The following is a 12759-nucleotide window of genomic DNA, read 5'->3' as shown; positions in this document are numbered from 1 at the left end:
ATGCTGGAACAACTCGGAACGATGGGACGCTACCTGGGGCAGTCGCTCAGGCTGATGGTCGGGCTGCCCGACTACCAGACCTACGTGGCCCATATGGAAAGCACCCACCCCGACCGCGAGCCGATGAGCTACGAGGAATTCTTCCGCGAGCGCCAGGAGGCACGCTACGGCGGCGGGCAGGGCAAGTGCTGCTGAGCACACGCTGAACGCCGTCCTCCTGCGGGGCCGGCGGCATACAAAGCAGACAGGCGATCACTTGATCGCCTGTCTTTTTATCAAGTGTTGCGTGTTTACCGCGCTTTTGTAATGCACGGATACCGTTTCTGTAGCGGGTTACAGGGCTTTACAGGTAGTTACAGCAAGGGTGCGGCTCCTTCTCTACACTTGCGACACATCATGGCAATTCGAGGAAAAAAGATATGACTCGCCATCCCGTTCGCAATCTGACCATTGCCCTCGCCCTGGCGGCCTGCGCGCTGCCGGCCGTCGCGAGTGACATGAACAACGCCCTGGGCGGCGCACTTGGCGGCGTCGCCGGTGCCGCGGTGGGCGGCGCGCTGGGCGGCAGCACCGGCGCAGTGATCGGTGGTGCAGTAGGCGGCGGCGCCGGTGGCGCAGTGACCTCCAACCGCCGTGAGCGCACCGGTGCCATCATCGGCGGCGCGCTGGGTGGCGGTGCCGGCACCGCAGCTGGCAACGCCATGGGCGGTCGCACCGGTGGCCTGATCGGCGCCGGCCTGGGCGGCGGCGCGGGTGCGGCGCTGGGCGGCAATGTCTCGCGCAGCAACTCGTACGACGATGACCACCGCCGCTATTACAAGAGCAGCTACAAGCGCAAGAAGCACAAGCACCATCGCCACCACTACGACGACTAAGAAGTCGTAGTGGTCAGCAAAACGGGCCGTCATGGCCCGTTTTTTATTTGCGGCGTCTGGCATAATCATCCGCCAGTGCTTGCAAAGCCGCCGGATGCAGAAACAAAGAAGCCCGCAACCGGAACCGGTGCGGGCTTTTTCTCCAATAAAGGCGGAGAGGCTGCAAGGCGCTCCCCCAAGGACCTGTGGAGACCAGGTTTGAAGCAGGCGGGGCCGCACAAGCGGAGGAAGCGGCCCCGGGATCGCGCTGCCAGAGACCGCCGGGGAGGCAGGCCTGAGGCGGCCAGGCGGCCTTACAGCGGCGCGCGATCGGTAGTGGTGTCGTACTTGCCGCCTTCGGTGTAGGTGTCGAACTTGCCGGTGCGGGCGCCATCGACGTACGGATCGAACTTGCCGGTGCGGGCGCCGTCGGTGTACGGATCGAACTTGGCTACCTTGGCGCCGTCGGTGAACACATCGAACTTGCCGTTCTTGGCAAAGGCCGGTGCGGCCGACAGGGCGGCGGCGAGGGTGGCGACAGCGATCAGGGCGTAGCGGTTGGTTTTCATGATTCAGGCTTTCTCTATTGCATGGATGCCTGAGCCGTCACTTCGACGAAAGACTATGTTGCATTGCGGCATCCGATGGCTAGATATTAGGCATTTCCCTCATATCAATAAATATCAGGATCCACAATGATTAGTTTTGATTCGAACAATAAAATAGGCTGATTACGTAAGAATTCAGCGCAGAACCGGGAGACTGTGTCATGGATCGCCTGCAATCGATGCGTGTGTTTTCCAAGGTGGTGGAACTGGGAAGCTTCGCGCGTGCAGCGCAGCAGCTGGAAATGTCCAACGCAGTGGTGACGCGCTACGTGGCCGACCTGGAGAGCCACCTGGGCACGCGCCTGCTCAACCGCACCACCCGCAGCCTGTCGCTGACCGACGCCGGCGAAACCTACCTGCAGCGCTGCCAGCAGATCCTGGAAGACGTGGAAGAAGCCGAAAGCGTGGTCACGGCGCGCAGCCAGTCGCTGTCAGGCACGCTGCGGCTGGTCACCCCGGTGATGTTCGGCCTGCACCTGCTGCCGGAATTGCTGGCGCGCTTCCAGCAGCTGTATCCGGACGTGGTGTTCGACGTGATCCTGTCGGACCGCAACGTCGATATCGTCGAAGAAGGCCGCGACGTGGCCGTGATGCTGTCCGACCTGGGCCTGGGCTCGCACCTGGTGGCGCGCCCGCTGCTGTCGGCCGAAGTGATCCTGTGCGCATCGCCGGGCTATGTGGCGGCGCACGCGCCGATCCGCCATGCCCATGAACTCAGCCACCACCGCTGCATTGCCATGCGCCTGCCCAGCGCCGAGCACGAATGGACGCTGCTGGGCCCGGAAGGCGAGGTGACCGTGCCGATCCGCCCCGGGCTGCTGTGCAGCAATGCCGAGCTGGCCCACCAGGCGGCGCTGGCCGACATGGGCGTGGCCATGCTGTCGTCCTACCTGGCGCGTCCCAATATCGAATCCGGCAAGCTGGTGCATGTGCTGCCGCAATACCAGCTGCCGCGGCGCGATGTCAGCGTGGTCTACCCGAGCCGCAAGTTCTTGCCGACCAAGGTGCGCGCCTTTATCGACTTCCTGCTCGAAGAAGGGCAGGTACGCGGCAAGGAAGCGCAGCCGGCGCCAGCCGCCAGCCACGGCACGCAAGCCGTGCGCACCTGAGCGGCTACCTAGGCCGATCCACCCAAAGCAAAACGCCCGGCGATGCCGGGCGTTTTGCCGTGACGCGCTGACGCTTACTCGCCGGCGGCCGCCGCGCGCGACTTCTTGGCCGCGGCGGTCTTGGCGGGGGCCTTCTTGGCTGCCGCCTTCTTGGCCGGTGCCTTGGTGGCCGGAGCCTTGGCGGCTGGCGTCTTGGCCGCGGTCTTCGCTGCCGTCTTGGTTGCCGGCGCCGCCTCGGCCGTGCCATTCGATGCCGCCTTGGCCGTGGTCTTCGCCGCCGTCTTGGCGCCCGCCTTGGGCTCGCGCGCCTCGAACTCGAAGCCGATCTTGCCGTCCGGCTGCTTGACCAGGAAGGCCTTGAAGTTGCGGCCGGTGCGCGACGACTTGAACCCCGTCAGCAGGTCGGTCTTGCCGTCGGTGAGCAGCTTGCCGATCTGCTCGCGGCTGATTTCCTGCTGCAGGATGATCTTGCCGGTGGTGAAGTCGCAGCTCTTGGGGCTGGTCGCGCTGTTCTCGCAGACGTACTTCATGCCGTGCTCGAACACCGAGCCGCCGCACTTCGGACAGGTGCCCACCGGCTCCTGGCCGCTGAAGTCGACCGGCTCGCCGTCGTTGTCGTCGTCGTTCTGGCCGAAGTCGAATTCCATCTTGTAATGGCCTTCGTCGTCCTTGCCCAGCTTGAGGATGGCGGCGAACGGACGGCCCATCTTGCTGCGGAAACCCTGCAGCGGACCGATTTCCTTCTTCAGCAGCAGTTCTTCGACCTCATCGATCTCGAACTGGCGCCCGCCCGGGATCTTGCTGATCGAGAACTCGCACGCGGTGCAGGCAAAGCGGCGGTAGTTCTCCTTGACCTGTCCGCCGCATTGCGGGCACGGCGTGTCCAGCGTGGCGTAGTCGCCCGGGATGGTGTCGCTGTCGTATTCCTTGGCGCGCTTGACGATCTGCTGGGTCATCTGCGCGATCTCAAGCATGAACTCGTCGCGCTTCAGGCGCCCGCGCTCGATCTGCGAGAGCTTGTGTTCCCACTCGCCGGTCAGCTCGGCCTGCGTCAGTTCCTGCACGCCCAGGCCGCGCAGCAGCGTCATCAGCTGGAACGCCTTGGCAGTCGGAATCAGCTCGCGGCCTTCGCGCACCAGGTATTTTTCCGTCAGCAGGCCTTCGATGATGGCCGCGCGCGTCGCCGGCGTGCCCAGGCCCTTGCCGGCCATGGCCTCGCGCAGCGCGTCGTCGTCCACCAGCTTGCCGGCGCCTTCCATCGCCGACAGCAGCGTGGCTTCGTTGTAGCGCGCGGGCGGCTTGGTGGTCAGGCCGACGCTCTCGACCTTGTCGGTCTTGACCTTCTCGTCCTTGGCCACCGGCACCAGGTTGGCGGCATCCTTGTCGCCCTGCGCCTCGCGGCCGTAGATCACCAGCCAGCCCGGGTTGACCAGCACCTTGCCTTCGGTCTTGAAGTGGTGGCCGGCGACTTCCGTGATGCGGGTGGTGACCTGGAACTCGGCCGCCGGGAAGAACACCGCCAGGAAGCGGCGCACTACCAGGTCGTACAGCTTCTGCTCCGGTTCGGACAGGTTCTTTGGCGCCTGCAGAGTCGGGATGATGGCGAAGTGGTCGCTGATCTTGCTGTTGTCGAAGATCTTCTTGTTCGGCTTGACCCAGCCCTGCGCCAGAATCTTCTTGGCGTGTGGCAGGTAGTTGGGCGAGCTGTCGGCCAGCATGTCCATGGTCTGCTTGACCGTGTCCAGGTAGTCCTCGGGCAGCGCGCGCGCATCGGTACGCGGGTAGGTCAGGACCTTGTGCTTTTCATACAGCGCCTGCGCCAGGCCGAGCGTGTTCTTGGCCGAGAAGCCGAAGCGCGAGTTGGCCTCGCGCTGCAGCGTGGTCAGGTCGAACAGCGCCGGCGACTGCTGCGTCGACGGCTTGGATTCCTCGGTGACGGTGCCCGGCTTGTCGCGGCAGGCGGCGACGATGCTCTTGGCCTCGGCCTCGCTCCACAGTCGCGATTCGCGCGCCTCGGGATCGAACTCGCTCTTCTTGAACTTGGGGTCGAACCAGCGGCCTTCATACAGGCCGGCGGCGGCGATGAACTCGGCCCGCACTTCCCAGTAGTCGCGCGGCACGAAGTGCTTGATCTTCTCTTCACGCTCCACCACGATCGACAGCGTCGGCGTCTGCACGCGGCCCACGGTGGTCAGGAAGAAGCCACCGCCCTTGCTGTTGAAGGCGGTCATGGCGCGGGTGCCGTTGATGCCGACCAGCCAGTCGGCCTCGGAGCGGCAGCGCGCGGCGTCGGCCAGCGGCAGCATGTCTTCGTCTTCGCGCAGGCTGGCGAAGCCATCGCGGATCGCCTGCTGCGTCATCGACTGCAGCCACAGCCGGCGCACCGGCTGCTTGGCCTTGGCCTGTTGCGCGATCAGCCGGAAGATCAGTTCGCCTTCGCGTCCCGCGTCACAGGCGTTGATCAGGGCGGTGACGTCCTTGCGCTTGATCAGCCGGTTCAGCACCTTCAGGCGCGACTCGGTCTTGGCGATCGGGCGCAGGTCGAAATGCGGCGGGATCACCGGCAGGTTGGCGAAGCTCCACTTGCCGCGCTTGACCTCGTATTCGTCCGGCGCGGCGATCTCGACCAGGTGGCCGACGGCGGAGGACAGCACGTAGTCGTCGCTCTCGAAATACTCGTCGTGCTTGGTAAACCCCCCGAGGGCACGGGCGATATCCGCCGCGACCGACGGTTTTTCCGCGATGATGAGGGCTTTTGACATGGGAAGGGTCCTTGCGAGCTGCATCCGGCAACCCGCGAATTGCACTACAAACGAAGTAATCAGAACGCCGGGGGGCTATGAGGCGCCAATAATAAGCGCGCTTTCAACGGCGGTGCAAGCAAGCCCCGCCGCCGACCCTGTCGCCGCCTAGGCGGCGCTGCTCCCCCCGGCAAGCAACCAGTCCAGCACCTGCGGCACGTCTTCGGCACTCGCCGGCATCGCCGCACCGCGGCTCAGCATGCGTTCCAGCACCTCGATGTGCGGCAGCAGGGTGCCATAGAACTGGGGCGTGCCGCCCGACGCAGGCTGCACCAGCAGCGTCGGGAAATTCTCAATATCGATATCGCCAAGCGCATCCGCGTGCGTCTCGATGTCGATCCAGACGAAGCAATCCTCCGGATGGCGCGAGGCCAGCGCGGTCAGCGCCGCCAGGTAGTCCCGGCACGTGCCGCACCACTGCGCGCACAGGCAGGCCACCAGGCGGCCCTGCGGCCGCGCTGCCAGGCACCCGGCAATGGCGCCTGCGTCACGTTCTGGAAAGTAAACGGTCATGGCATCGGAAACATGAGGCGCCCGCGGCACGCGGGCTGCCGGCGATTGTATCGGTATTGCGCTGCGGCTCACCCAAGCCGCCGAAACACGTTTCCCGGTAGACGCTCGGCGTGCCCGGCCAGTTCCAGTTCCAGCAGGCGCGCCGCGACGGCTTCCGGCGGCTGGCCGCTGCGCTCGCACAGCGCATCCAGCGTAACCGGATCGTAGCCGAGAGCGGCCAGCAGGGGGTCGGCGTGGCCGGCAAAGTCAGAAAGATCTGGTTGCTCCGGTACGGACGCGGGAACGCGCGCGGCAGCGGGGCGGGCAGGTGCCGGCAGCAGGTTGATCTCTTCCAGCACATCCTCCACGCGCTCCACCAGCTTCGCTCCCTGGCGGATCAGCAGGTGGCAGCCGGCTGACAGCGGCGCGTGGATCGAGCCCGGCACCGCAAATACCTCGCGCCCCAGGTCGGCCGCCAGCCGTGCGGTTATCAGCGAGCCCGAGCGCGCCGCGGCCTCCACCACCAGCACCCCGCGTGCCAGGGCGGCGATGATACGGTTGCGGCGCGGGAAGTTGGCGGGCAGGCCCTGCATGCCGAGCGGGAACTCGGTGACGATCGCGCCGCGCGCGGCCACTTCGTGGGCCAGCGCCAGGTTCTCGGCCGGATAGACCCGGTCGGCCCCCGTACCCGTAACAGCGACGGTACCGCCGCAACCCTGCAGCCCGCCGGCATGGGCGGCGGCATCGACGCCCAGCGCCAGCCCCGAGACCACCGCCAGCCCCGACTCGGACAGCGCCCGCCCGAAGGCCTGCGCATCGCGCTTGCCCTGCTCGGTGGCGCCACGCGCGCCGACGATGGCCACCGCAGGACGCGCCAGCAGCGCGGGATCGCCCTTGATATATAGCAGCGGCGGCGGGTCGGGCAGGTCGAACAGGCGGGCAGGGTAGGCGTCGTCGCCAAACGTGACCACGTGGTTGCCGGGCGTGCCGAGCCAGCCGAGGGTGCGTTCGACCAGTGCCGGCAGCCCGGTGCCGGGCCTGGCCAGCACCGCGCGGGCGTGTTTCTTGGGGACGACGGACGACAGCGCTGCCACGCTCTGCGCCAGGATCTGCTGCGGCAACCCGAATGCGGTCAGCAGCAGGCGCACCGTGACCGGGCCGACCCCGGGCGCGCAGGCGAGCTGCAGCCACGCCTTCAGCTCGTCGGGATCGCGCGTGGTGAGCTGCCGGGCAGCGCCGGCATGGCAAAGAGAAGCGGCGGCCGCCAGGGCCGCCTGCGATGTCGCCAAGACCGGCTCAGCGCGGCGAGGTCGCCCGGTCGCCGACCGCGATCACGTTGGAGGCGTCGGTGACCAGCGCATACGACACCCCCGGGAACACGCGGAAGACAAAGGCCAGGCCGTAGCGCTCGTCGGGCAGGCGGATGGCGCGGTTGCTGTCGGTCTTGTCGGCGACGGTCTCGCCAGTGCGCGACAGCGCCAGCACATGCCCGGGCTCCACCCCGGCCTGGCTGCCGAGGTTGAGCACCACCACCTGCTTGGCGCCGCCGAACTCGACCCCGCCATAGACCTTGGCCACGCGGCCGTCGAGTTGCGTATCGGGCGCGTGCGGCACATAGCGCGCCGCTTCGCGCGCGGGCTGCGGCATCAGCAGCGTGCCCACGCCCATTTCCTGCCTGGCCTGCGTGACCTGCATGGTCGAGACCGCATCCGGGCCCTGCGCAGCGCGCGCCAGGCGCACGTTGCCTTCGTATTCGGCCTCGTAGCCGAGCACGGCATTGGAGACGGGGTCGCGCACCGGGGTGACCGGACGGTAGGCCTGCCAGTCGCTGCCTTGCGGCGCGTCGGCGGGGATGCCGCGCGCGTAGCCGGTATCGTCGCGGCCAAGGATGACGCGCGACTCGGACACGGCGACGATGCGTGCCGAGGTGGCCAGCGTATCCTGGTCGACCACCAGCGGGCGGATCAGGAAGGGCTCGATATCGGAAGACGCGATGCTCAGGATGGCGGCGCCGTCGGCGGCGTTGCCGCGTATCTGCGGCGACAGGCGCACCGTGCCGCTGCCGGCGGGCGTGGTCGACAGCCAGGCGCGGCCGTCGCGCTGGATCAGGTACAGGATCTGTCCCGGATAGATCAGGTGCGGGTTGCGGATCTGTTGCCGGTTCATGCCCCATAGCTCAGGCCAGCGCCATGGCTGGCGCAGGAAGCGGCCCGAGATCCCCCACAGCGTGTCACCCGTGCGCACGGTGTACTGCGACGGCGCATTGGCAGCCAGGTCTGAAACGGGGATGCCCTGTTGGGCCGTGCGCTGGGCTTCGGCCTGCTGCGCCGGCGTGACCGTCAGGTCCGCAGCCAGGGCCGGAAGCGCGGCCGCCGCAGTGATGCCGGCGGCACTCAGCAACGCATAGGCAAGCTTAGGGATGAACGCGTGCAGCCTGCGGCCCGACGCCGCCTGGTGTTCTTTGGTAAGATCGCGCATTTTCCTGACCGGCCGGTGGTTTCGGCCGGATTGACCCGGGAGAGCGTGCCTGTTTCGGCGCGCCTTGAATTTTTGTACTTGCGCCCCGATTCTGCATGTAAACACCCGCCGCCGCAACGCGGCCCGGTTGCCGGCAGCAGCCGGCGTTGCGCCTGAGCATCATGGCAAAACTCGATATCCTGACCTACCCCGATCCCCGTCTGCACACCGTTGCCAAACCCGTTGCGGCAGTGGACGACCGCATCCGCCAGCTGGTGAAGGACATGGCTGAAACCATGTACGAAGCGCCCGGCATCGGGCTGGCCGCCACGCAGGTCAACGTGCATGAGCAGGTGGTGGTGATCGACGTCTCGGAAACGCGCGACCAGCTCCAGGTCTTTATCAACCCGGAGATCGTCTGGGCCAGCGACAACCGAAAGGTGTGGGAAGAGGGCTGCCTGTCGGTGCCCGAGGTCTATGACCGCGTCGAGCGCCCCGACCGGGTGCGCGTGCGCGCGCTCAACGAGAAGGGCGAGAGCTTCGAGCTCGAAGCAGACGACCTGCTGGCCGTCTGCATCCAGCATGAGATCGATCACCTGCGCGGCAAGGTCTTTGTCGAATACCTGTCGCCGCTCAAGCTCAACCGCATCAAGAGCAAGCTGCAGAAGCGCGAGCGCACCCGCATGTAAGCGGCGCCCTGCCACAAAGATGTAACAGCCCGCCCGGATTCCCGCCGCCAGCGCGCGGCACCCGCGCGGGGTCTGTTATCTTTATGACTTCCGAAGAACAAAAGAACCGGCCGCGATAGCGGCCGGTCCTGTTTCAGGCCACGGAACCTGCCATGTCCCAAGCCAGACCCCTGCGTGTTGCCTTTGCCGGCACGCCCGAGTTCGCGCGCGTCGCGCTGGAAGCCATCCACGCCGCCGGTTTTCCCATCGTGGCGGTGCTGACGCAGCCTGACCGCCCCGCCGGCCGCGGCCTGCAGCTGCACGCCAGCCCGGTGAAGCAGTTCGCCGCCGCCAGCGGCCTTGGGCCAGTGCTGCAGCCGCGCTCGCTGCGCCGCCAGGGCAAGTACCCGGAAGACGCCGCCGCGGCCATCGACGCGCTCGCCGGCACTGCGCCCGACGTGATGGTGGTGGCCGCCTACGGCCTGATCCTGCCGGCCGAGGTGCTGGCCCTGCCGCGCCTGGGCTGCCTGAATATCCACGGCTCGCTGCTGCCGCGCTGGCGCGGCGCGGCGCCGATCCACCGCGCCATCGAGGCGGGCGATGCCGAGACCGGCATCACGCTGATGCAGATGGACGAAGGCCTGGACACCGGCGACATGCTCACGCGCGCGGCCGTGCCGATCGGCCCGGACGACACCACCGGCACGCTGCACGACACGCTGGCCGCGCTGGGCGCGCGCATGACCGTGGCAGCGCTGCAGGAGCTCGCCGCCGGCCGCGCGCTGGCCGCCACGCCGCAGCCGGCCGAAGGCGTCACCTACGCCGAGAAGATCGCCAAGGACGAGGCCCCGCTGGACCTGCGCCGCCCGGCCGCGGCGCTGGCCAACCAGGTGCGCGCGTTCAACCCCTTCCCGGGCGCGACGGTGCAGGTCGGCGATACCGTGATCAAGTGCTGGCAGGCCGTGCCGCTGGCCGCCGCCAGCAGCCTGCCGCATCCGCCCGGCACAGTGCTGGCGGCCGACGCCGCCGGCGTCCTCATCGCCTGCGGCGAGGGCAGCGCACTGCAGGTCACCGAGCTGCAGAAGCCGGGCGGGCGCCGCCAGCCGGCGCAGCAGTTCCTGCAGGCCCTGCCGCTGCCGCCGGGCACGCGCTGCGCGGTACCCGGCAACGGCGCCGCGCAGGCATGATCGGACGGGCCTTGGCCGCACATGGCGGCATAAGTGCCGGCGGCACCGCCCCGGCCGGCGCAAGCGGCCACGGCTCCCCCCTGAAACCGTTGAACAGCCGTTGAATTTTCGGGTATCGCCCCCTATCTAACGGTCATCGCGTCCGCTTTCCCCCGGGACGCGGCTCACGATTACACGGAGATCACCGCAATGTTCAACTGGGTCAAGACCTTCATGCTGATGGCGGCCATCACGGCGCTGTTCATCGTCATCGGCGGCATGATCGGCGGGCGCAGCGGCATGATGATGGCGCTGCTGCTTGCGCTGGGCATGAACTTCTTCTCCTACTGGTTCTCGGACAAGATGGTCCTGCGCATGTACAACGCGCAGGAAGTCGACGCCGGCAGCGCGCCGCAGTTCTACGGCATGGTGCAGGACCTGGCGCAGCGCGCCGGCCTGCCGATGCCGCGCGTGTACCTGATCAACGAAGACGCGCCCAACGCCTTTGCCACCGGCCGCAACCCGGAGCACGCCGCGGTGGCGGCCACCACCGGCATCCTGCGGGTGCTGTCCGAGCGCGAACTGCGCGGCGTGATGGCGCATGAGCTGGCGCACGTGCGCCACCGCGACATCCTGACTTCGACCATCGCCGCCACCATGGCCGGTGCGATCTCGGCGCTGGCCAACATGGCGATGTTCTTCGGCGGCCGCGACGAGAACGGCAACCGCAGCAACCCGATCGCCAGCATTGCCGTGGCAATCCTGGCCCCGCTGGCGGCATCGCTGATCCAGATGGCAATCTCGCGCGCACGTGAATTCGAAGCCGACCGCGGCGGCGCCGAGATCAGCGGCGACCCGCAGGCACTGGCCAGCGCACTGGACAAGATCCACCGCTACGCCCAGGGCATCCCGTTCCAGGCGGCCGAAGAACACCCGGCCACGGCGCAGATGATGATCATGAACCCGCTCTCGGGCGGCGCCATCGCCAATTTGTTCTCGACCCACCCGGCCACCGAGGAGCGCATCGCGCGCCTGATGCAGATGGCCCAGACCGGCACCTATCCCGCCTGAGCGGCCGGAAATCCGGGGCAGGGCCCCCGCACAGGGTAAACTGCCCGCTGTTCCGCATGGACCGGCGGGCTTTTTTTGTGCCCGCGCCGGCCTGCTTCCCGATTCCAACGCCTGACCCGCCGCCTGACCGATATGCGCCTGCCTCCCGATTCGCTTGCCTTCCAGATGCTTGGCGCCGCCGCCGCGGTGCGCGCCGTCAGCGAAGGCACAGCCTTGCCCCAGGCGATCGAGGACGCCGCCGCGCAGCTGCGGCTGGACCGCGTGCAGGATGCCGCCACGCGCGGCGCGCTGCAGGACATCGCCTATCGCACCATGCGCCAGTTCGGTACGGCACGCGCACTGGTGACAAAGCTGGTCACGCGCCCGCCGGGCGCGCAGGTCGATTCGCTGCTGGCGGTGGCGCTGGCGCTGCTGCTGGAACACGCACCGGGCCCGCGCGACAAGCAGGACGGCGCGGACGCCGGCCGCCCGGGCTACAGCACCTTCACCGTGGTCGACCAGGCGGTCAGCGCCGCCGCCTCCGAACCCAAGACTGCGCATGCGCGCGGCCTGGTCAACGCGGTGCTGCGCCGTTTCCTGCGCGAACGCAAGGCGCTGCTGGCCGAGGTCAACCGCGACGAGCAGGCGCGCTGGAACCTGCCGCCGTGGTGGCTGCGCATGCTGCGCGAGGCCTACCCGGACCAGTGGATGGCCCTGGCCGCCAGCGCCAACGTGCGCCCGCCGATGACGGTGCGCGTCAACACCGCGCGCGTGTCCGTGCAGCAGTACCAGACCGATCTTGCCAACGCCGGCCTGGCTGGCCATGTGGTCGGCCCGCAGGCCGTGCGCCTGGTGCGCGCGGTGCCGGTGACGCAGTTGCCGGGCTTTGCCGAAGGCGTGGTCTCGGTGCAGGATGCCGGCGCACAGCTGGCCGCGCCGCTGCTCGAGGTGGCCGACGGCATGCGCGTGCTGGATGCCTGCGCGGCGCCCGGCGGCAAGACCGGGCACCTGCTGGAACTGGCCGATATTGAAGTCACCGCGGTGGAAAGCGACCCGCAGCGCACCACCCGCATCGCCGAGAACCTGGCGCGCCTGGGCAAGCAAGCCAGGATCGTGGTCGGCGATGCCAGCCGGCCCGCCGACTGGTGGGACGGCCAGCCCTTTGACCGCATCCTGGCTGACGTGCCGTGCTCGGCTTCGGGCATTGTGCGGCGCCATCCCGATATCCGCTGGCTGCGCCGCGAGACCGATATTGCCAAGCTCATCACCGAGCAGCGCCGCATCGTCTCGCAACTGTGGCCGCTGCTCAAACCGGGCGGCATCCTGGTCTATGTCACCTGTTCAATTTTCCCAACGGAAGGCGAGGAGCAGGCGCGCTGGTTTGGTGCACAGCTGGCAGATGCGATACGATTGCAGGCGCCGGGGCAGCTGCTGCCCGGCACCCATGCCACGCAAGCCGCCGGCGCCAATGGCGAAAAGGACGCCACTGCCGGCACCAGCCTGCCGTCGGATCACGATGGCTTCTTCTACGCCCGCTTCCAGAAACGCGCCTGA

Annotated in this window: 12 protein-coding genes; 7 read left to right on the top strand and 5 right to left on the bottom strand. The window is 67.9% G+C overall.

The genetic code is table 11. From position 1 onward, the window contains the following. Together AC3WQZ_RS09805 and AC3WQZ_RS09800 are read left to right on the top strand one after the other, a co-directional pair. Entirely contained in the window at window positions 1–195 is a 195-nt protein-coding gene (locus tag AC3WQZ_RS09805) for a YbdD/YjiX family protein (RefSeq protein ID WP_010811333.1), read from the top strand. A gap of 224 nt (window positions 196–419) precedes the next feature. Then, window positions 420–875: a YMGG-like glycine zipper-containing protein gene (locus AC3WQZ_RS09800; protein WP_010811332.1), complete on the top strand. Its 456-nt coding sequence runs from the start codon at window positions 420–422 to the stop codon at window positions 873–875. Between the two features lie 293 nt (window positions 876–1168). On the opposite strand, the gene AC3WQZ_RS09795 is transcribed toward AC3WQZ_RS09800, so the two are convergent. Beyond that, window positions 1169–1423, bottom strand: coding sequence for a hypothetical protein (locus AC3WQZ_RS09795; RefSeq protein WP_010811331.1), 255 nt, complete (start codon window positions 1421–1423; stop codon window positions 1169–1171). A 200-nt stretch (window positions 1424–1623) separates the two neighbouring features. Between AC3WQZ_RS09795 and AC3WQZ_RS09790 the strand changes: the two genes are divergently transcribed. Then, window positions 1624–2571 carry a LysR family transcriptional regulator gene (locus tag AC3WQZ_RS09790; RefSeq protein WP_058697422.1) on the top strand — a complete coding sequence of 316 codons (948 nt, stop codon included), beginning with the start codon at window positions 1624–1626 and terminating at the stop codon, window positions 2569–2571. 74 nt (window positions 2572–2645) lie between these two features. Here the strand turns inward: AC3WQZ_RS09790 and AC3WQZ_RS09785 are convergent, their stop codons facing one another. The 4 genes from AC3WQZ_RS09785 to AC3WQZ_RS09770 form a co-directional block, all read right to left on the bottom strand. Continuing rightward, window positions 2646–5333, bottom strand: coding sequence for a DNA topoisomerase III (locus AC3WQZ_RS09785; protein WP_011616268.1), 2688 nt, complete (start codon window positions 5331–5333; stop codon window positions 2646–2648). Window positions 5334–5480: 147 nt separating this feature from the next. After that, window positions 5481–5885 carry a thioredoxin family protein gene (locus tag AC3WQZ_RS09780; protein WP_011616267.1) on the bottom strand — a complete coding sequence of 135 codons (405 nt, stop codon included), beginning with the start codon at window positions 5883–5885 and terminating at the stop codon, window positions 5481–5483. 68 nt (window positions 5886–5953) lie between these two features. Next, window positions 5954–7153 carry a DNA-processing protein DprA gene (gene dprA / locus AC3WQZ_RS09775; protein WP_439668416.1) on the bottom strand — a complete coding sequence of 400 codons (1200 nt, stop codon included), beginning with the start codon at window positions 7151–7153 and terminating at the stop codon, window positions 5954–5956. A 7-nt stretch (window positions 7154–7160) separates the two neighbouring features. Next, on the bottom strand, window positions 7161–8342 hold the full coding sequence (locus AC3WQZ_RS09770; protein WP_010811326.1) for a LysM peptidoglycan-binding domain-containing protein: 1182 nt from the start codon (window positions 8340–8342) through the stop codon (window positions 7161–7163). A 161-nt stretch (window positions 8343–8503) separates the two neighbouring features. Between AC3WQZ_RS09770 and def the strand changes: the two genes are divergently transcribed. The 4 genes from def to rsmB all read left to right on the top strand — a co-directional run bounded on the left by def (window position 8504) and on the right by rsmB (window position 12759). Next, window positions 8504–9010, top strand: a complete 507-nt coding sequence (def, locus tag AC3WQZ_RS09765; RefSeq protein ID WP_010811325.1) for a peptide deformylase — start codon at window positions 8504–8506, stop codon at window positions 9008–9010. Between the two features lie 152 nt (window positions 9011–9162). Further along, window positions 9163–10176, top strand: a complete 1014-nt coding sequence (gene fmt / locus AC3WQZ_RS09760) for a methionyl-tRNA formyltransferase (protein WP_010811324.1) — start codon at window positions 9163–9165, stop codon at window positions 10174–10176. A 189-nt stretch (window positions 10177–10365) separates the two neighbouring features. Then, window positions 10366–11226 carry a zinc metalloprotease HtpX gene (gene htpX, locus AC3WQZ_RS09755; RefSeq protein WP_010811323.1) on the top strand — a complete coding sequence of 287 codons (861 nt, stop codon included), beginning with the start codon at window positions 10366–10368 and terminating at the stop codon, window positions 11224–11226. A gap of 132 nt (window positions 11227–11358) precedes the next feature. Continuing rightward, on the top strand, window positions 11359–12759 hold the full coding sequence (rsmB, locus tag AC3WQZ_RS09750; RefSeq protein ID WP_010811322.1) for a 16S rRNA (cytosine(967)-C(5))-methyltransferase RsmB: 1401 nt from the start codon (window positions 11359–11361) through the stop codon (window positions 12757–12759).

This window comes from Cupriavidus sp. FW305-26 (assembly GCF_058787975.1).
The sequence above is the reverse complement of the archived record's forward strand: the minus strand, read 5'-3'. Positions and strand labels throughout refer to the sequence as shown.